This window comes from Cellulophaga sp. RHA19 (assembly GCF_002813425.1).
Taxonomy (GTDB): Bacteria; Bacteroidota; Bacteroidia; order Flavobacteriales; family Flavobacteriaceae; genus Cellulophaga.
In genome coordinates this window covers 1,806,154-1,826,025 of record NZ_PHUL01000001.1, presented here as the reverse complement: position 1 = coordinate 1,826,025, position 19,872 = coordinate 1,806,154, and the positions used below count along the sequence as shown (strand labels likewise).

Genomic DNA, 19,872 nt, shown 5'->3' with positions numbered 1-19,872 from the left:
ACATTTTTGCTATGTAACAGTTCTTATTATACTTTTTCAACTTGCATATAACTTAACTCTAATGGGGTTTTTCTTCCGAAAATCTTAACCATCACCTCAAGCTTACGCTTTTCTTCATTGATCTTCTCAACAGTTCCATTAAAACCATTAAAAGGCCCATCAACAACCTTTATTGTTTCTCCTAATACAAAAGGAATAGCAACACTATCTGTAGTCACAGCTAGCTCATCAACTTTTCCTAACATACGATTTACTTCTGATTTTCTTAAAGGGACTGGATCACCACCTTTAACTTCTCCTAAAAAACCAATTACATTAGTTATTGACCTGATGATATGCACCATTTCTCCTCCTAAATTAGCTTTTACCATTATGTACCCAGGAAAATAAACTTTTTCTTTGTTTACTTTTTTTCCGTTACGAACCTGAACCACTTTTTCTGTAGGAACTAAAACATCCTCTAAATAATCAGAAAAACCTAATCTAGCTACTTCACTCTCGATGTAACCCTTAATTTTGTTTTCTTGACCACTTACAGCCCTTACTACATACCATTTTTTTTCTAACACTTCTGACATAGTACGTGGGATAATTAGTTTATTACTTTATCAAAATAAAACTTAACAGCTTTACTAAAAAGCTCATCTACACCCCAAGTTGCCAAGGCAAACAAAATAGTAAAAACAGCTACAACAACCATAAGGTTAGATGCATCTGCTTTTGTTGGCCACGTAACATTATTTCTAAGTTCTTCTACTGATTCTTTAATATATGTTAGCATGCGAATGTTTTACTTTATTATTTAAAAACGAAAGGAAACGCAATTCCTATCTATATGCACGGGCGGAGAGACTCGAACTCCCGACACCTGGTTTTGGAGACCAGTGCTCTACCAACTGAGCTACGCCCGTATATTTACATTGAAAGGTATCCTACCTCGGCAGGACACCCTCAATGTAATTTACTTATTTTAGACCTATTCTATGATCTTAGTTACCTGACCAGCACCTACTGTTCTACCACCCTCACGGATCGCAAAACGTAAACCTTCACTAAGTGCAATAGGAGATAATAATTCTACTGTAATAGTTAAGTTATCACCAGGCATAACCATCTCAACACCTGAAGGAAGATTAATTGTTCCTGTTACATCCGTTGTTCTTACGTAGAACTGTGGACGGTAGTTGTTATGGAATGGCGTGTGACGACCACCTTCTTCTTTCTTCAAGATATAAACCTCAGCCTCAAACTTAGAGTGTGGCTTAACAGAACCTGGCTTACAGATTACCATACCTCTACTGATTTGAGATTTTTCAATACCTCTTAATAAGATACCTACGTTATCTCCAGCTTCACCTCTATCTAATATCTTACGGAACATCTCAACACCAGTAATAGTAGAAGCTAATTTCTCAGCACCCATACCAATAATATCAACAGCATCACCTGTATTTGCAACACCAGTCTCTATACGACCAGTTGCAACAGTTCCACGACCTGTAATTGTAAATACATCCTCAACAGGCATTAAGAAATCTTTATCTACATCACGCTTTGGTAATTCGATCCAGTCATCAACAGCAGCCATAAGCTCCATTACTGTATCTACCCATTTTTGCTCACCATTAAGTGCACCTAAAGCAGAACCAGAAACAACAGGTCCATTATCACCATCATACTCATAAAAAGAAAGTAATTCTCTTACTTCCATCTCAACAAGCTCTAAAAGCTCCTCATCATCAACCATATCAACCTTGTTTAAGAAAACAACGATTCTTGGAATACCTACCTGACGACCTAATAAGATGTGCTCACGTGTTTGTGGCATTGGACCATCAGTTGCAGCAACTACAAGTATAGCACCATCCATCTGAGCAGCACCAGTCACCATATTCTTAACGTAATCCGCGTGACCTGGACAATCTACGTGTGCATAGTGACGGTTAGCAGTTGAATACTCTACGTGAGAAGTATTAATTGTTATACCTCTTTCTTTTTCCTCAGGAGCGTTATCGATAGAATCGAAACTTCTTAATTCAGAAAGACCTGCATTTGCCAATACTGTAGTAATAGCAGCAGTTAAAGTAGTTTTACCGTGATCCACGTGTCCAATAGTACCTATATTTAAGTGCGGTTTGGAACGATCAAAAGTTTCCTTTGCCATGTTTAATGAGTTTTAATCTTAGTTATATATTAGTGTACAAATTATACTTCTTGAGCCAATGACGAGATTTGAACTCGTGACCTCTTCCTTACCAAGGAAACGCTCTACCCCTGAGCTACACCGGCGTAAAACGTTCTTTAATTTAATCGCTATTCTTTACAAATAACTTAAAAACCAATGCCTATAATCAGGAATGACATCGCTGTCTATAAAAACATATTTTCATCTTCAAAAAATCAACTTCAAAATATATTCTTACACAACTTCTTCTTAAACTTTAACACTTAAGAAAAACTTAGAGCGAGAGACCGGGTTCGAACCGGCGACATTCAGCTTGGAAGGCTGACGCTCTACCAACTGAGCTACTCTCGCATTCTTATTTTTTTTTGCAAATCTCTGAAAAATTTTAGAAACTCACAACTTTCATTATTTCAAACAAAACAACCTAATTTTATTTTGCTTTAACTTATTGTGGGGAGAGCAGGATTCGAACCTGCGAAGACGTAGTCAGCAGATTTACAGTCTGCCCTCGTTGGCCGCTTGAGTATCTCCCCAAAACTTTTTTTTCAGTATCAAAAGAACTTTTAAAAAAGCTTGATTTCACATTGTAAAATCAAGACTAACTTTTCAAAATTTAGAGCCGATGGAGGGACTCGAACCCACGACCTGCTGATTACAAATCAGCTGCTCTAGCCAGCTGAGCTACATCGGCTTTTGCCTTACTTTTTTGCTTTAAAAAAGCCCGCTATTTCTAACGGACTGCAAATGTATAACTAGTTTTTAGTTTTTCAAAACATTTTTTAAAAAAAATTAAAAAAAATTACACCCTTAATTTTTCTTTTCTTTTAACAAGCTGTCTTTCAATAGAATTGCAAGCAGAGTCAATTGCCTCCTCAAAAGACTTACATTGTTTTTTTACCATAATATTTTCCTTAGGTACCCTAATTTTGATCTCTACAATCTTATTTTCTTTAGAACTTGTATTCTCAACTTTTAAATAAACATCCGAACTTATTACTTTATCATAAAAGGTTTCTAGCTTATCTAATCTGACCTGTACAAAAGACATTAAATCTTCATTTGCATTAAAATTAACTGATTGGGTGTTTACTTTCATAAGAGAAGTTTTTTTTAATTAAACAATATCAGCATCAATAAGATTTGTTATTTTTTATTTCTAGGGTGAGCAGCCAAATGTACTTTTTTTAGTTCCGCTATACTGTTATGTGTATACACTTGAGTAGATGCCAAGCTTGAGTGCCCTAACAATTCTTTTACTGAATTTAAATCCGCCCCTTCATTCAACAAATGAGTCGCAAATGTATGTCTAAGTATATGCGGACTATTTTTTTGCTTAGAAGAGACCTTACTAAAATAGCGATTTATTATTCTATACACAAGGCTTTCATACACTTTAACTCCTGTTTTTAACAGAAACAGAGACTCTTTATCGTTTATTACAGGTAACGCCTCCCTACTGTCCAAATAAAATGCCACCCAAGGACAAACAAATGGAGCCAGTGGCACTATACGCTCTTTATTTCTTTTACCTAAAACCTTTATTGTTTTACCTTTTAGATCTAAATCTTTAACCTTTAAATTAACAAGCTCTATACGCCTTATACCCGTAGCATATAACAGGCCAATTATTAACTTATCTCTTACCCCCTCAAAATCAGTATTAAAATTCACCGCATTCAAGGCTTTTTCCACCTCTTCAAAAGAGAACGGTATTTCTATTTTCTTAGATGTTTTTAAGGCTTTATGTTTCACCAAAGGATGCACTTCTATACGACCTATTTTTTGAAGAAATTTATAATACGCCTTTAAAGAAGCTATTTTTCTATTTACAGACCTATTTGATAACCCATCTGACACCAAAACTATAATCCAGTTACGAATAAAAACATAGGGCACATCATCTATAGAGCTTAATTGATAATTAAGTTCACAAAATTCTACAAACACGCTTATATCTTTTGCATAAGCTGTTACAGTATGATGAGAATAGTTTTTCTCTAGCGACAAGTATGATATAAATGCTTCTAATGACATAATAAATTAAAGATACAGCTTTAACTTTAGACAATAAAAAAATCCTATTTAGATTGAAAAATATCAACCTAAATAGGATTTATACTAAAATACTAAGAATTAAATCTTAAAGAATTATACTTCTTCTTGATCTCTTAATCCTTGTACGTATTGTGCTTTTTGGATTTGAGCTCTACGAACAACTGACGGCTTTGAAAACTGTTGACGCTTTCTTAACTGACGCATTCCACCTGTTCTATCAAACTTACGCTTGAAACGCTTAAGTGCTCTATCTATATTCTCTCCTTCTTTTACTGGTATAATTAACATGGGCAATAACCTCCTCTCTTTTGTGATTTTTAAGATTGCAAATATATAAACTAATTTATAATTAACAACTACTTATTTATTTATTCTGTTTTTTCTTTGAAAAATACAGTCAAACCTTAGTTTCTATAACCCCGTTAATCAATAGTCTCTTGGATTTTTTTTTGCTAAAATTGGTAAAAACTATTTTGTTGCTGGTTTATACTCCTTCTTATCTATTACCATTTTAGCAATAATCTCTTGGAAATTATTTTTGCTAAAATTGGTAAACCTATTTTGTTGCTGGCTTATATTCCTTCTTATCTATTACCATTTTAGCAATAATCTCCCTCAAGATTTCACTAGTGCCACCACCAATAGGACCAAGCCTACTATCTCTAAGCATCCTAGCCATAGGGTAATCTTCCATATAACCATAACCCCCTAAAAACTGCAAACATCCGTAAATAACCTCATCTGCCATTTTTGTAGACTTAAGCTTAGATATTGTAGCTTCTTTTACAACGTACTCTCCTTTGTTTAGCCTGTAAGCTACAGAATAGTTATACTCTCTACAAATCTCCATATCTGCATATAAATCTGAGTATGTATGACGAAGCGCCTGGTATTTATCTATTGTTTTACCAAATGTAGTACGCTCTGACATGTATTGACGTGCATAATCCAAAGCAAATTCTGCTCTTGCATGCGCATTAACTCCCATTATTAACCTCTCTAAGGCAAAGTGCTGCATAATATACGAAAAGCCTTTTCCTTCTTCTCCCATTAAATTAGATGCAGGTATGGTTACATTGTCAAAAGCTATTTCTGCGGTATCAGACGCTCTCCATCCAAGTTTATTTAACTTAGATGCAGATACACCTGCTGTTTCTTTATCCACCATAAAAATACTAATACCCTTATTACCTAATTCAGGACTTGTTTTAGCCGCAACAACCATATAGTCTGCGTAAACCCCGTTAGTAATAAAAGTTTTAGAACCGTTTAAAATATAGGTATCACCTTTTTTTTCTGCAGTAGTCCTCATACCAGCAACATCACTACCTCCAAAAGGCTCAGAAACACATAAACATCCTATTTTTTCACCAGCAATACTCGCCGTTAAATAGTTATCCTTAATAGCATTATCCCCTTCTTTATTAACGTGTGTCATTGCCAAGTACGCGTGTGCCCACATTGCAGCGGCAAATCCTCCAGAGTTAATCTTTTGTAATTCTTCTAAAAAAATAATCGTATAAAAAAGATCTAAGTCTAACCCTCCGTACTCTTCTGGTGACGCCAAGCCAAAATAGCCCATATCTCCAAATTTTTTCCAAATAGAACGATCTATAGTACCAGACTCTTCCCACTTATCTATGTTAGGAACAACTTCTTTTTTTAAAAATTCTTTTAAACTTTCTCTAAATAATTGATGCTCTTCTGTGAAGTACATACCTGCCATACCTGTTGTTTTTTAATCAATGCTCAAATATAACTTAATTCTATCAATCTTATTCACAGTAAAACCCTCAATATTTACTAAATCGTTAAAAGATGTAAATCTTCCGTTTGCTTCTCTATAAGACACAATAGCTTTAGCAACATTGTATTTTATATAAACAAGCTTAGCTATTTCATAAGCACTAGCCTCATTTATATTAATAGGAACAACATTTGGTTTATTAAGCACTTTAAATTGCTTTGCAAGTCGCTTTACAACTTCTGGCTCTAGCCCGTAAACATCTTGTAACTGCTCATCAACTACAAAACCACCTAACCTATCTCTAAACTTTACTATTCTGGCAGATAATTTTTCTCCAATACCATTTACTACTTGCAAGTCTATTGCTGTGGCTTTATTAATATCCTTAACTATATAATTGATACTTTTAGTTGACTTGTTAGCAACAACTAATTTTTTATTAAATTTTGAAGTTTTCCAATCTGGAAATTTAAAATAAGGAGACATGCTATTTAACAATGAGTCTGATACGTTTGTTACACGCTTAAAATCTGCTACAGAATTTACATATTTATTTGTTGCTCTATAGGCGTGTAGCTTATCTATTTCCTCTATAGACATTCCTAAAGTATACCCTTTATAATCTGATATATAATTAGGGTTAAAAGGATACAACTTAAATGTATTTTTTTCTATAGATTGATTTTTTAAAGAATCTATTGTAGCCTGCAGTTCCTTACTATGTGTAAGACTGTTTTCTGAAGAAGAAAATAAACCATTAGAAACAGCGTAATAAACAACCTGAAGAATTACAATAAATAATAACAAAAAGAAAATCCCACTCTGCTGGTCTTTATCAAACCGAAAGTGGGATTTAAAATTCTTCATTATAACTTTTATTTCTTTTCTACCATCTGCTTTTTAAACAGTTGGTTAGATTTTAATTTTCTAAAGTATTCTGATAGATCTTTTTTAACCTCACCAGACATAATATACAAACCAATTATATTAGGAAAAGACATTGCCAAAATCATCATATCTGAAAAATCTAACACTGCCCCTAAACTAACCGAAGCTCCTATTACAACAAATACTAAGAAAAACATCTTATAAATAAATTCTGTTCTTTTACTTTTTCCAAATAAGTAAGTCCAAGCACGCATACCGTAATAAGACCAAGAAATCATTGTAGAAAATGCAAATAAGAAAACAGCCAATGCAAGTACATATGGAAACCAAGAAATTTGACTACCAAAAGCATCTGATGTTAATTGTGCACCAGCCATACCTTCTACTTCGTGCATACCAGTAAATATTAATACTAATGCAGTTAATGTACAAACCACTACAGTATCTATAAAAGGCTCTAAAAGAGCTACAAAACCTTCTGACGGAGGATTATTTGTTTTTGCTGTACTATGCGCAATTGCTGCAGAGCCCACACCAGCTTCATTAGAGAATGCTGCTCTCTGAAAACCTACAACCAATACACCTATTACACCACCTTTTAAGGCAGACGGACTAAACGCACCTTCTACTATTGCAGAAAAAGCAGGTCCAATATTTTGAATATTCATTACAATTACCGCTAAAGCAGCTACAACATATATAGACGCCATAACCGGTACAATTTTACCAGTTACTTTAGCAATACTATTAATACCACCAATAATAACAACACCAACTAATATTGCTGTTACAATACCAAACCAAAATCCGTTACCAGCAAGTGCAGGAAATTGACCCGCTAACTGCTCAAAAGATTGATTAGCTTGGAACATATTACCGCCACCAAAAGAAGCACCAACTGCCAATACTGCAAACAAACCTGCAAGCACTTTACCTAGTCCTTTCATATTTCTTTTTTCTAGCCCGTAACGCAAATAGTTCATTGGACCTCCAAACACCCTACCATCAGGTAAAATATCTCTATACTTTACACCTAAAGTACATTCTACAAATTTTGAAGACATTCCTAATAAACCACATACTATCATCCAAAAAGTAGCACCTGCGCCACCCAAAGATACCGCTACAGCTACACCAGCAATGTTACCCAAACCTACAGTACCAGATACCGCAGTAGCTAATGCCTGAAAGTGAGTTACCTGACCTGGAGCGTCTGGATCATCATATTTACCTTTTGCTAATTCTAATGCATGTCCAAATCCACGAATATTAATAAAGCCCATTCTTACAGTAAAGAAAGTAGCTCCCAATACTAACCAAATAACAATAAAAGAAATTGGTTTAGTTAAAGGATCTCCGTTTGGATGTGTTAATACAATTGGCTCATCATAATTAATTTCTGCAAAATAGTGAGCACCTTGTTCTATTACGTGTTCTTTATTTTCTGAGTTGTAAACAACATTACCCTCTTTAGTAATTTGATCTAAAGTACCGTTTGCTAAAGCTTTTATGCTTATTTCCTCACCAGCATTATTAGACAAAACAGCTATTGGCTCTCCTTGCTTTACTTTTTCTCCGTTAGATTTAAGCCATTTTTTTAATGTAAACTTATCGTCTAATTCAGGAGACCAATTAGGAATACCAACTCTTTTAGAGTCTGCATACACTACAGGATCATAAATACCAATAGCAGCAAAAGGGTCCCAAAACAAAACAGACCCCAAAGCACTTACAGCTGGAGTCATGGTACCGTTAAAAACTTCGGTAATTGCTTCTGATTCTACAGTAAAAACTTTAGTTACACTTTTACCACTAGAATCTGAAATTATACAGGTATAAGATATACCTTCTACTAATCCTGTTGCCTTATTTGAGCTTAAAGGAGTGCTCTGGTTACTCCATTTATAGGTATAAGGGGCTTCTCCTCCGCTTACCTCTAACTTAATCACTCCATCATTAATAGAATTTGAGGGATTAAAAACTTTTCCTTCTACGCTAAAATCCTGAGCAAAAACAGACATAGACATAATAAAAGAAAGAAAATATAGGTATTTCTTCATCGTTGATTGAATTTTTTGAGTTAGTTAGGGCAGCAATATCCAAAAAATAATCAACTCAATCAAGGAATTTTCATTAAATTATCAATCAATCTGGAAGATTTCATTCAATTTCATAATTTGCTCTGGCCTACCCAAAACTATAACTTTACTTTTAGATTCTAGCTGCAAATTAGCTTCTGGATTAATAATATATTCACCATCAGGAGCAATGTAACCTATTATAGTACAACCTGTTCTTTTTCTTAAATCTAAATCTCTTATAGAGTTACTTGTTATGTTATCTGTTAAATCCTCTATAGCAATTTCTTCTAAAGTTGTGGTGTGTTTACCCTCTGTAGAAAGCTTATCTAAAAAACTAATTAAATCTGGCATTACCACTAAAGATGCCATATGATCACCACCTATTTTATCTGGCATTATAACTTTATCCGCTCCTGCTAATATTAATTTGCGTTCTGAGTTTACCAACGAGGCCCTGCTAATAATAAAAAGATTTTTGTTTAATTGCCTACTAGATAACACTACAAATAAATTTGATGCATCATCTGGCATTGCTGTAATTAAATATTTTGCTTTAGCTACACCTGCCTCTATCAAAGATTCATCATCCGTGGCATCACCCTCAATAAAAAGAATGTCTTCTTCATACTTTTCAATTACTTCTTTGTCTTTCTCTATAACTACAAAAGGTCTCTTATAACTACTTAGACGTTCTGCTGCTTGCGCACCGTTTCTTCCGTAACCACAAATAATAATATGACCAGAAAAATCTTTTATTTTATTTTTCACACGCTTCTTTTTTAAAATTTGTAAAGAATTTTTACCTAAAACATATTCTGTAACCACAGATATTGCATAAGCAACAATAAAAACACTAGATATTATTAAAAATATAGTAAAAATTTTAGATGGCGTATCTAAGGGTTTTACCTCTGAAAAACCAACTGTTGCCATTGTAATTACTGTCATATACACAGCTTCCATCCAACTATAATTAGATATATACCTGTAACCCAAGACTCCTATTACTAAAATAGAAACAATTAATAGCTGCGCTATATAAATTTTGGACCTAAATAGTTTTAAAAGCTTCACTTAATATTATGATGTTAATTACAAAGATATTGGTTGCTTTTTTGCAACAATTTTCTTTTAAAAGGTATTGTATTGTTACAAGTCAAATACAGAAGTTCTTTTAGTGTACAGCAGGTCTTTAATTTTTAACCAAAAAGCCAAAAACAAATACAATGCAAAACCAAACCCTAAGGTTGCAAAAGTTAGGTAAATAAAAGATGTACGCACAATACGCGCTCGTATACCAAAACGCTCTGCAATACGCCTACAAACCTCAAAACCTCGTTTTTGAAAATAGTATAAAATGTTATAGAAAAATTTCATACCATAAAATTAACCATTTCTACTTAATAAACTACTACCAACAGCACATTGCAAGCATTTATTTTTTGTACAATACATTTTATACAATTGCAAAACAGCCTGACTATCTTTTGCGTTTTGCACATTAAGCTTTATATTTTTAAAGCCCGAAACAATACTATTTTGCTCTTTATCTAAAGCAGTACTTATTTCCAAAATATTTTCATTATCATCTTTACCCACATATTTAGAATAACAAAAGCGCAAAGGTAAAATGGTGTTAATTATTAATAAATTTACAAAAGACTTGGTTAGTCTTTTTTTACTAACCTTAGATTCTTTACCAAACGTATAATGATTATCCCAATAATTACTAGCTACAACATTACATAGATCATAAATTTGATCTACTGTTTTTGCTTGCATTAGTTTTGCAAATAAAGTTTGATGCTTACCATACAAAGCACATAATTGAGATAAACGTATTGTAGGAAAATTGGTTGGTCTTAATTTAAAAAAAGCTACTGAAACCTGATCATGAATAGTAAAATTAAATTTATGCGCTAAAAAAGCATATTCTTTTTTCAACTCTAAATAGTAGTTATCTAAAATTTCATCATTTTGTAACAAACCAGACATACCAAACAAAAGGCTTTCTGCGTGTAATGGTTTTACACTTACTTTTTTTAAAACACTAAAATCTATATTTTTTGCAAGTTGCAAAAACGACTCTCCATTTATTGCAGAGCCAAAATTTTTCATCAATAAAGCAAAAAGCACATGCTCCCAATTGTTATTAGAATCTGTTAAAAGTTGTTGTATTAAGATTGATTTTTGCTCTAAACGCTCAAAATACAAACGATCTAACCAATTTTGCATTAAAAAAGAATCTACTGTCGCTACGTCTTTTTCGCAATTGATAAATTTTTGGTTCTTTGAAGAAAATAATTGCTTGTAATTATTTAAAATATGTAAAGGAATATAGTCTTTTAAAACAAGCGTAGGAATTTCTGAGTTGTCTGGCCTAAAAACTGTAGCATCTTCTTGCCAAACAACGTGTAAAATTACATTGTCGTAATTTTTATCTTTCTCATGATTGTGGGCATACCAGTCTGATGCGTTTATGTGTATTTCTACATTACCTGCCCAAAGCTGGTTTCCTATTTTTAATTGCGCATTAAAAAAGTCTGGCCCTTCATTATAGTTATGCGTGCCAACAGACGTAATTGTAATTGCGTCTCCCTTTGTTGTTTGCAAGCCTTTTAATTGTATTTTTTTATATTTCCATATAAAATGTAAAAGGTCTTCACGCATAACTATATTAAAATTGTTTGCTTACTAAAGTAAACAAAAGAAAGTTAACAAGCCTATTGCTCAGCAACTTCACCTTCCCAATTCATAAAACCGCCTTCTAAATTATAAGCGTTTTCAAAACCAATGCTATTCATAATTGCACAAGCCTGCCCACTGCGGTTACCAGATCTGCAATACACATAGTATGTTTTTGTTTTGTCTAATTTTTCAAGTTCATCTATAAAACCTTGACCTTTGTAAATGTCTATATTTACTGCATTTGGTATCATACCTTCAGCTATTTCATCTTCAGTTCTTACGTCTAATATAAAAGCGTTGGCATCCTCTGCCATTTTTGCGCTCCACTCTTGTTGTGTTAAATCCATATTAAATATTTTTTTTCAAAAGTAATTAAAATAAAAATTACATACATTTGTATATACAATTATTGTAGCAACATGGATGTAGATAAAATTTTAAAAACGAATAAGCCATTACCTCTAGAAGGTAAAACAATTATTCATTTGACTTTAGTACACCAGCATATCTCTGAAAAAACAACAGAAGCCTTAAAACCTTTTGATGTTTCTGTACAGCAATTTAATGTATTACGCATTTTAAAAGGCCAAAACGGAAAAGCGGCTAACCTTAGCACTTTAAACGAACGTATGGTTTCTAAAATGAGCAACACTACAAGATTAGTAGATAAACTTATTCTAAAAAAACTAGTTAAAAGAAGTATTTGCCCTGATAACAGAAGAAAAATAGAAATTTACATCACTAAAAAAGGGAAAGATGAGTTGGTTAAAATGAGTAAAGCCATGCTAAATATGGAAGAGTTACTATTAAAAAATGTTACACAAGAAGACTTAATATCCTTAAATAAACTTTTAAATAAATTAAATACAGACAATTAAAACAAATAAAAACAAGAATTATGAAAAAATTATCAATTAGTATTTTAGCATTAGTATTTTCTGTTGCTTCATTAACAGCTCAAGAGAAAAAAATTAATACAGAGTCTAGTAAAATCACCTGGAAAGGATACAAAGTAACTGGTTCTCATGAAGGAACTTTAAAATTTAAAGACGGTTCTTTAGTTTTTAAAAATGATAAACTATCTGCTGGTGAATTTGTTGTAGATATGACAACTTTAACAGTTACAGATTTAGAAGGTGGAATGAAAGGAAAATTAGAAGGACACCTAAAGTCTGATGATTTCTTTAGCACAGAAAAAAACACAAGATCTAAACTAGTTTTTACAGTTGGTAAAGCAACAGGTAAAAATGCATATGCAGCAAAAGGTAATCTAACAATAAAAAACATTACAAAACCTGTAGACTTTACAATATCTGTATATGGTAGCAAAGCAACAGCTAGCTTAAAAATAGACAGAACAGACTTTGACATTAAATACAAGTCTGGTAGTTTTATTGAAAACTTAGGAGACAAAGCTATTTATGACGATTTTGATCTTGTTGTAGATTTACAGTTCTAAATAAAACAAAACCAATAAATGTTTTAAACCTCACTTTTGTGAGGTTTTTTATTTTTTATGCAACTCTTGTTGGGTATTATAAAATTCCTTTATATATTTGACCTAATGAAAATAACAACTAACATATGGTGGTGGAACAACTTACGTCAAACGTCGTGAGCAAAGCACCATTGTAACAATATACATAAAAGGCTTGTCTATCACGACAAGCCTTTTTTTTATTTAAAAATTTAAAGTTAAAATGAAATACAATCTAACATCGCACTACAAAAAAATACTGGCAGACACCATTACTCCTGTTAGTATGTACTTAAAAATTAGAGACAGGTTTCCTAATAGTATTTTATTAGAAAGTAGCGACTACCACGCAAATAATAATAGTTTTTCATATATCTGTTGTAACCCAATAGCATCTATAAAAATAGAAAACGAAACCATTTTTGAAAACTATCCAGATGGGACAAGCAATACAACAACTATAGACAACACTATAGACGTAGCTACTGTTTTACACAATTTTAGTACAAAGTTTAGCTCTAACAATAACGACTTTAAATTTATAAATAATGGTCTTTTTGGCTATATGGCTTATGATTCTGTTCGTTATTTTGAGGACATAAACATTACTAAAAAAGATAATTCTGTTATTATACCAGATATGTATTATGCGGTATATAAAAATGTAATTGCTATTAATCATTTTAAAAATGAAGCCTACATATTTGCACACACCTATAATACAGAAAATAACATACCAGAAATAGAACAATTATTAAATGTTAGAAACTTTGCTACGTATAACTTTGCAAAAGAAGGCGAAGCAACTTCTAATTTAACAGATAATGAGTTTTTAGATCAAGTAGACTTAGCTAAAAAACATTGCCAGCGTGGAGACGTTTTTCAACTTGTTTTATCTAGAAGGTTTTCTCAGGAATTTAAAGGAGACGAATTTAATGTATACCGCGCTTTACGCTCTGTAAACCCATCTCCTTACCTATTTTATTTTGATTATGGAGATTTTAAAATATTTGGCAGCTCGCCAGAGGCACAAATTATTGTAAAAGATGGTAAGGCAGAAATTCACCCAATTGCTGGTACTTTTAAACGTACAGGTAACGATGAAAAAGATGCAATTATTGCCAAAGAATTAACAGAAGACGACAAAGAAAACAGTGAACACGTTATGCTGGTAGATTTAGCCAGAAACGATTTAAGTAGAAACGGAAACACAGTTACCGTAGAAAACTATAGAGAGGTTCAGTTTTTCTCTCACGTAATACATTTGGTATCTAAAGTTACAGGTATTAAAAAAGATAACATACCTACAATGAAGGTTGTTGCAGACACTTTTCCTGCTGGTACTTTAAGCGGTGCACCTAAGCATATGGCTATGCAACTTATAGAAAAATATGAAAAAACTAGTCGTGGATACTACGGTGGCGCCATTGGTTTTATGGATTTTAATGGGAATTTTAATCACGCTATAATGATTAGAACTTTTTTAAGTAAAAACCATCAATTACACTACCAAGCTGGTGCAGGTTTAGTTGCCGCATCTAACCCAAAAGACGAACTACAAGAAACATACAACAAATTAGGAGCACTAACCAAAGCTTTAGAAATAGCTGAGAATATTTAAGACAATGAAAAAAATACTAGTTATAGATAATTACGACAGTTTTACATACAATTTAGTGCACTACCTAGAAGATTTAGATTGTGATGTTACAGTAAAACGAAACGACCAACTTACACTTGAAGAAGTAGATGCTTTTGAAAAAATAGTACTTTCTCCAGGTCCTGGGATTCCGGATGAAGCAGGTTTACTAAAACAAATTATTGCTACATACGCTCCAACTAAAACCATTTTAGGTGTTTGTTTAGGTCAACAAGCCATTGGTGAAGTTTTTGGCGGTTCTTTAATTAATTTAGAGCAAGTTTACCACGGTATTGCTACTACAATTACAGTAACAAAAGACGATGTTCTATTTGCTGGCTTAGGCAAAGAGTTAAAGGTTGGACGCTACCATTCCTGGGTTGTAAACCCAGATTTACCAGAAGCTTTAGTAGCTACTTCTATAGATGAAAACGGACAAATAATGTCTTTACGCCATAAGGTTTATGATGTTAACGCTGTACAGTTTCATCCAGAATCTGTTTTAACACCAGAAGGCAAACAAATGCTAAAAAATTGGGTAAATAAGTAAAATAAACAGTTTGTAAAATTTACTTATTCAATTAAAAAAATAAAAATGAAAACAATATTAAATAGATTAATTAATCACGAAATTCTTTCTAAAGAAGATGCCAAAAACGTTTTGGTTAACATAGCCAAAGGCGATTATAACACAAGTCAAATTGCAGCTTTTTTAACTGTTTATATGATGCGCAGCGTTACTATTGAAGAGTTAGAAGGTTTTAGAGATGCATTACTAGAGCTATGTTTGGCAGTAGATTTATCTGCCTATAACCCCATAGATTTATGTGGTACTGGTGGTGATGGCAAAGATACTTTTAATATTTCTACACTTGCTTCTTTTGTTACTGCTGGTGCCGGTATTAAAGTTACTAAACACGGCAATTACGGTGTGTCTAGTAAATGTGGTAGTAGTAATGTAATGGAGTCTTTAGGAATTAAATTTAGTAATGACGTTGGCTTTTTAGAAAAAACTATAGATAAAGCTGGTATTTGCGTGTTACACGCGCCGCTTTTTCACCCTGCAATGAAAAATGTTGCGCCAATACGTAAAGAGTTAGCTGTTAAAACATTCTTTAATATGCTAGGCCCAATGGTAAACCCTGCTTTTCCTAAAAACCAAATGGTAGGTGTTTTCAATTTAGAATTAGCAAGAATGTATGGTTACCTTTATCAAAATACAGACAAAAACTTTACTGTTTTACACGCCTTAGATGGTTATGATGAAATTAGTTTAACTGGTAACACTAAAACAATATCACGCCTATCAGAAAATATGCTTAAACCAGAAGATTTTGGAGTACAGCAAGTAAAACAATCTGATATTGTTGGTGGTGATACAGTAGAGGCTTCTGCAAAAATATTTGTAGACATTTTAAGTGGAAAAGGTACAGATCCACAAAACAATGTTGTTTGTGCCAATGCAGGTATTGCAATTGCTACAGTACAAAATATTACGCCTAAAGAAGGCTTTTTAATGGCGCAAGAATCTTTGCGTAGCGGTAAAGGATTAGAAGCATTAAAAAAATTACAAAAGCTAAGTGCATAAATGGATATCTTAGAAAAAATAGTACGCGACAAACGCAAAGAGGTAGATTTAAGAAAATCTCTTATTCCTGTATCTCAATTAGAAGCTTCAGTTTTATTTAATAGAACTACAAACTCTTTAGCTACAGCCTTAAAAAATAGTAATTCTGGCATTATTGCAGAACATAAAAGAAGATCGCCATCAAAAGCAGTAATAAATAATAGCCTATCTGTACAAGATGTTGCTACTGGTTACCAAAATGCTGGTGTTTGCGGTATGTCTGTTTTAACAGATGGTAAATACTTTGGTGGCTCTTTAGATGATTTGTTAACCGCTAGAGCTGCAGTGCAAATGCCATTACTACGTAAAGAATTTATTATAGATGAATACCAAATACTAGAAGCAAAAGCATATGGTGCAGATGTTATTTTACTAATTGCTGCCATACTTACTAGAGATGAAATAAAACAGTTTTCTGAGTTTGCTAAAAGCTTAAACTTAGATGTTTTATTAGAAGTACACAACGAGGAAGAGTTGCACAAATCTATTATGCCTAGTTTAGATATGTTAGGTGTAAATAATCGTAACTTAAAAACATTTACGGTGAGTTTAGATACTAGTAAATCTCTATCTAAATTAATACCTAATGATTTTGTTAAGGTATCTGAAAGTGGCATTAGTAACATAGAAGCTATTAAAGAATTACAACCCTATGGTTACAAAGGCTTTTTAATAGGTGAAAATTTTATGAAAACTGATAATCCTGGCGATAGTGCTACCAATTTTATTAAATCTTTAGCCTAATGAAACTAAAAGTTTGCGGTATGAAGTATCTAGAAAATATGGAGGCTGTTGCTACATTGCAACCAGATTTTCTAGGTTTTATATTTTGGGAGCCTTCTTCTCGGTTTTTTAATGGTAAAATGGGTAACATACCTAAAAACATTAAAAAAGTTGGTGTTTTTGTTGATGCTGATTTGGATTATGTTGTAGATCGTATAAACCAGTATAATTTAGATATTGTACAATTACACGGTAAAGAGTCTCCTGAATTTTGTAAAGGCTTGCGAAATTCTAATTTGGGATTAAAAGGTAAACAACCACAAATAATAAAAGTTTTTTCTATTAAAGATAGTTTTGATTTTAGCATTCTTGCTCCTTTTGAAAAAGTATGCGATTACTTTTTATTTGACACGAAAGGCAAACTACCTGGCGGTAACGGCTATACATTTAACTGGTCTGTTTTAGAAAACTACCCGTCTACCAAACCGTACTTTTTAAGTGGCGGTATTGGTGTAGATGATGCATATAAAATTAAAGAGTTTTTACACACACCTGCATCTAAATACTGTGTTGCACTAGATGTAAACAGTAGTTTTGAAACAGAACCAGGATTAAAGAATATTGAAAAATTAAAAGAATTTAAAACAGCATTAAGTATCTAAACTAAGTACTTAATACTTAACACTAATTCAGATGAATTATAACGTAACAGAAAAAGGATATTACGGAACATTTGGCGGTGCCTATATTCCAGAAATGTTATATCCTAACGTAGAAAACCTACGTCAAAATTACCTTAAAGTTATGGCAGAGCCCGACTTTAAAGCAGAGTTTGATCAGCTTTTAAAAGATTACGTAGGCAGGCCGTCTCCTTTGTACTTTGCAAAAAGATTGTCTGAGAAGTACAATACAAAAGTCTATTTAAAAAGAGAAGATCTTAACCACACAGGTGCACACAAGGTAAACAATACTATTGGTCAGATTTTAATGGCTAAAAAACTAGGCAAACAACGTATTATTGCAGAGACTGGTGCTGGCCAACACGGTGTTGCTACAGCTACAGTTTGCGCATTAATGGGTATGGATTGTGTTGTTTATATGGGAGAGATTGATATTGCTCGCCAAGCACCAAACGTAGCACGTATGAAAATGCTTGGAGCAGAAGTAAGACCTGCTCTTTCTGGTAGTAAAACATTAAAAGATGCTACTAATGAAGCTATTCGTGATTGGATTAACAATCCTGTAGACACCCATTATATAATTGGTTCTGCAATTGGACCACATCCTTACCCAGATATGGTTACCAGGTTCCAATCTGTTATATCTGAAGAAATAAAATGGCAGCTAAAAGAAAAAGAAGGACGAGAAAACCCAGATTATGTAGTTGCTTGTATTGGTGGTGGTAGTAATGCTGCTGGTACATACTATCACTTTTTGCATCAAGAAGAAGTTGGCATTATTGCTGTAGAAGCTGCTGGAAAAGGTGTAAATTCTGGCGAAAGCGCTGCTACATCTGCTCTTGGAAAAGAAGGTGTTATACACGGTTGTAAAACTTTATTAATGCAAACGCAAGACGGACAAATTACAGAGCCCTACTCTATTTCTGCTGGTTTAGATTACCCTGGTGTAGGACCATTACACGCACATTTATATAAATCTGGAAGAGGAGAATTTTACTCTGCTACAGATGATGAGGCTATGCAAGCTGGCTTAGAACTAACAAAACTAGAAGGCATTATACCTGCTATAGAAAGTAGCCACGCTTTAGCAATTTTTAAACATAAAACTTTTAAACCAGACGATGTGGTTGTACTAAGTTTATCTGGCCGTGGTGATAAAGATTTAGATAATTACATTAAATATTTTAACTTATAAAATTGTATAATGAATAGAATTAATCAGAAAATGCAAGAAGACAAAAAACTTCTTTCATTGTACTTTACAGCAGGTTACCCAGAGCTGAACAATACAGTTAAAATAATTGAAGATTTAGAAGCTAGCGGTATAGATATGATAGAAATTGGATTGCCTTTTAGTGATCCACTAGCAGATGGACCAACCATACAAAACAGCTCTACAATTGCGCTTAAAAATGGTATGACCACCAACTTACTTTTTGAGCAATTAAAAGATATACGTAAAACAGTTTCTATACCCCTAATTGTTATGGGATATTTTAACCCAATGTTACAATATGGAGTTGAAGCCTTTTGCAAAAAATGTGCAGAAATTGGTATAGACGGTTTAATTATGCCAGATTTACCTTTGGCTGTTTACCAGGATGAATACGAAGCTATTTTTAAAAAGTACAATTTAAAAAACATCTTTTTAATTACACCACAAACTAGCAACGAGCGTATTAAGCAAATTGATGAAGCCTCTGATTCCTTTATTTATATGGTAAGTTCTGCTAGTGTAACGGGTTCTAAATCTGGCTTTGGAGATGAGCAAACTGCTTATTTTAAACGCATAGCTAGTATGCAACTTAAAAACCCACAAATTGTTGGTTTTGGTATTAACAACAACGAGACATTTACACAAGCAACAGAAGATGCAAAAGGTGCAATTATTGGCTCTGCATTTATAAAACACCTAACAGAAAATGGTGTAGATACCATTAAAGAATTTGTACAAAAAATAAGATAATAACTTATTTTCTTTAGCATAAAAAAGCTATCTATTAAATTAGGTAGCTTTTTGTGTTTTTAACAACCTAGTAATATAAATACTACATAATTCTTTTGTAATTTTACTACAGAAAA

The 19,872-nt window shown here is 33.0% G+C and carries 22 protein-coding genes and 5 tRNA genes; 9 read left to right on the top strand and 18 right to left on the bottom strand.

Annotation, left to right across the window (positions count from 1 at the left end; all coding sequences use genetic code 11):
* Positions 1 to 26 precede the first annotated feature (26 nt).
* The 18 genes from nusG to AX016_RS08050 all read right to left on the bottom strand — a co-directional run bounded on the left by nusG (position 27) and on the right by AX016_RS08050 (position 11,991).
* On the bottom strand, positions 27 to 578 hold the full coding sequence (nusG, locus tag AX016_RS08135; protein ID WP_100895131.1) for a transcription termination/antitermination protein NusG: 552 nt from the start codon (positions 576 to 578) through the stop codon (positions 27 to 29).
* Positions 579 to 592: 14 nt separating this feature from the next.
* A complete protein-coding gene (secE, locus tag AX016_RS08130; protein ID WP_100895130.1) occupies positions 593 to 781 on the bottom strand; it encodes a preprotein translocase subunit SecE in 189 nt (62 codons plus the stop codon).
* 57 nt (positions 782 to 838) lie between these two features.
* Positions 839 to 911: transfer RNA gene (locus tag AX016_RS08125), tRNA-Trp, on the bottom strand.
* Between the two features lie 65 nt (positions 912 to 976).
* Positions 977 to 2,164, bottom strand: a complete 1,188-nt coding sequence (tuf, locus tag AX016_RS08120; protein ID WP_100895129.1) for an elongation factor Tu — start codon at positions 2,162 to 2,164, stop codon at positions 977 to 979.
* Positions 2,165 to 2,217: 53 nt separating this feature from the next.
* Positions 2,218 to 2,289 (bottom strand) — tRNA-Thr (locus AX016_RS08115).
* 174 nt (positions 2,290 to 2,463) lie between these two features.
* A tRNA-Gly gene (locus tag AX016_RS08110) sits at positions 2,464 to 2,536 on the bottom strand.
* A gap of 100 nt (positions 2,537 to 2,636) precedes the next feature.
* A tRNA-Tyr gene (locus tag AX016_RS08105) sits at positions 2,637 to 2,718 on the bottom strand.
* An 84-nt stretch (positions 2,719 to 2,802) separates the two neighbouring features.
* A tRNA-Thr gene (locus tag AX016_RS08100) sits at positions 2,803 to 2,876 on the bottom strand.
* A gap of 108 nt (positions 2,877 to 2,984) precedes the next feature.
* Positions 2,985 to 3,281, bottom strand: a complete 297-nt coding sequence (hpf, locus tag AX016_RS08095) for a ribosome hibernation-promoting factor, HPF/YfiA family (protein ID WP_100895128.1) — start codon at positions 3,279 to 3,281, stop codon at positions 2,985 to 2,987.
* 47 nt (positions 3,282 to 3,328) lie between these two features.
* Positions 3,329 to 4,219 carry a tyrosine-type recombinase/integrase gene (locus AX016_RS08090; RefSeq protein WP_100895127.1) on the bottom strand — a complete coding sequence of 297 codons (891 nt, stop codon included), beginning with the start codon at positions 4,217 to 4,219 and terminating at the stop codon, positions 3,329 to 3,331.
* A gap of 114 nt (positions 4,220 to 4,333) precedes the next feature.
* Positions 4,334 to 4,528, bottom strand: coding sequence for a 30S ribosomal protein S21 (rpsU, locus tag AX016_RS08085; RefSeq protein WP_013620117.1), 195 nt, complete (start codon positions 4,526 to 4,528; stop codon positions 4,334 to 4,336).
* Between the two features lie 268 nt (positions 4,529 to 4,796).
* Positions 4,797 to 5,966, bottom strand: coding sequence for an acyl-CoA dehydrogenase family protein (locus AX016_RS08080; protein ID WP_100895126.1), 1,170 nt, complete (start codon positions 5,964 to 5,966; stop codon positions 4,797 to 4,799).
* A gap of 12 nt (positions 5,967 to 5,978) precedes the next feature.
* Positions 5,979 to 6,854 carry a ComEA family DNA-binding protein gene (locus tag AX016_RS08075; RefSeq protein ID WP_100895125.1) on the bottom strand — a complete coding sequence of 292 codons (876 nt, stop codon included), beginning with the start codon at positions 6,852 to 6,854 and terminating at the stop codon, positions 5,979 to 5,981.
* Positions 6,855 to 6,862: 8 nt separating this feature from the next.
* The gene (locus tag AX016_RS08070; RefSeq protein WP_100895124.1) at positions 6,863 to 8,935 is read right to left on the bottom strand and encodes an amino acid carrier protein; all 2,073 of its coding nucleotides are present in this window, start codon (positions 8,933 to 8,935) and stop codon (positions 6,863 to 6,865) included.
* An 81-nt stretch (positions 8,936 to 9,016) separates the two neighbouring features.
* Positions 9,017 to 10,030 (bottom strand): potassium channel family protein, encoded by a 1,014-nt coding sequence (locus tag AX016_RS08065; RefSeq protein WP_100895123.1) that lies wholly within the window; start codon positions 10,028 to 10,030, stop codon positions 9,017 to 9,019.
* A gap of 75 nt (positions 10,031 to 10,105) precedes the next feature.
* Complete coding sequence (locus tag AX016_RS08060; RefSeq protein WP_072304946.1) at positions 10,106 to 10,333, bottom strand: PspC domain-containing protein; 228 nt, start codon at positions 10,331 to 10,333, stop codon at positions 10,106 to 10,108.
* A gap of 9 nt (positions 10,334 to 10,342) precedes the next feature.
* On the bottom strand, positions 10,343 to 11,626 hold the full coding sequence (locus tag AX016_RS08055) for a DUF2851 family protein (protein WP_100895122.1): 1,284 nt from the start codon (positions 11,624 to 11,626) through the stop codon (positions 10,343 to 10,345).
* A 53-nt stretch (positions 11,627 to 11,679) separates the two neighbouring features.
* Positions 11,680 to 11,991 carry a rhodanese-like domain-containing protein gene (locus AX016_RS08050; RefSeq protein WP_100895121.1) on the bottom strand — a complete coding sequence of 104 codons (312 nt, stop codon included), beginning with the start codon at positions 11,989 to 11,991 and terminating at the stop codon, positions 11,680 to 11,682.
* 72 nt (positions 11,992 to 12,063) lie between these two features.
* Between AX016_RS08050 and AX016_RS08045 the strand changes: the two genes are divergently transcribed.
* The 9 genes from AX016_RS08045 to trpA all read left to right on the top strand — a co-directional run bounded on the left by AX016_RS08045 (position 12,064) and on the right by trpA (position 19,756).
* Positions 12,064 to 12,522, top strand: coding sequence for a MarR family winged helix-turn-helix transcriptional regulator (locus AX016_RS08045; RefSeq protein WP_100895120.1), 459 nt, complete (start codon positions 12,064 to 12,066; stop codon positions 12,520 to 12,522).
* A gap of 20 nt (positions 12,523 to 12,542) precedes the next feature.
* Positions 12,543 to 13,103, top strand: a complete 561-nt coding sequence (locus AX016_RS08040; protein ID WP_100895119.1) for a YceI family protein — start codon at positions 12,543 to 12,545, stop codon at positions 13,101 to 13,103.
* A gap of 241 nt (positions 13,104 to 13,344) precedes the next feature.
* On the top strand, positions 13,345 to 14,742 hold the full coding sequence (locus AX016_RS08035) for an anthranilate synthase component I family protein (RefSeq protein WP_100895118.1): 1,398 nt from the start codon (positions 13,345 to 13,347) through the stop codon (positions 14,740 to 14,742).
* 4 nt (positions 14,743 to 14,746) lie between these two features.
* Complete coding sequence (locus AX016_RS08030; protein ID WP_100895117.1) at positions 14,747 to 15,310, top strand: anthranilate synthase component II; 564 nt, start codon at positions 14,747 to 14,749, stop codon at positions 15,308 to 15,310.
* A gap of 45 nt (positions 15,311 to 15,355) precedes the next feature.
* Positions 15,356 to 16,348, top strand: coding sequence for an anthranilate phosphoribosyltransferase (gene trpD / locus AX016_RS08025; RefSeq protein WP_100895116.1), 993 nt, complete (start codon positions 15,356 to 15,358; stop codon positions 16,346 to 16,348).
* The gene (gene trpC / locus AX016_RS08020; RefSeq protein ID WP_100895115.1) at positions 16,349 to 17,131 is read left to right on the top strand and encodes an indole-3-glycerol phosphate synthase TrpC; all 783 of its coding nucleotides are present in this window, start codon (positions 16,349 to 16,351) and stop codon (positions 17,129 to 17,131) included.
* Positions 17,131 to 17,772: a phosphoribosylanthranilate isomerase gene (locus AX016_RS08015; RefSeq protein ID WP_100895114.1), complete on the top strand. Its 642-nt coding sequence runs from the start codon at positions 17,131 to 17,133 to the stop codon at positions 17,770 to 17,772. The genes trpC and AX016_RS08015 overlap by 1 nt, the downstream gene beginning before the upstream one ends.
* 31 nt (positions 17,773 to 17,803) lie before the next feature.
* Positions 17,804 to 18,985, top strand: coding sequence for a tryptophan synthase subunit beta (trpB, locus tag AX016_RS08010; RefSeq protein WP_100895113.1), 1,182 nt, complete (start codon positions 17,804 to 17,806; stop codon positions 18,983 to 18,985).
* A 9-nt stretch (positions 18,986 to 18,994) separates the two neighbouring features.
* Complete coding sequence (gene trpA / locus AX016_RS08005) at positions 18,995 to 19,756, top strand: tryptophan synthase subunit alpha (protein ID WP_100895112.1); 762 nt, start codon at positions 18,995 to 18,997, stop codon at positions 19,754 to 19,756.
* The last annotated feature ends 116 nt before the right edge of the window (positions 19,757 to 19,872 follow it).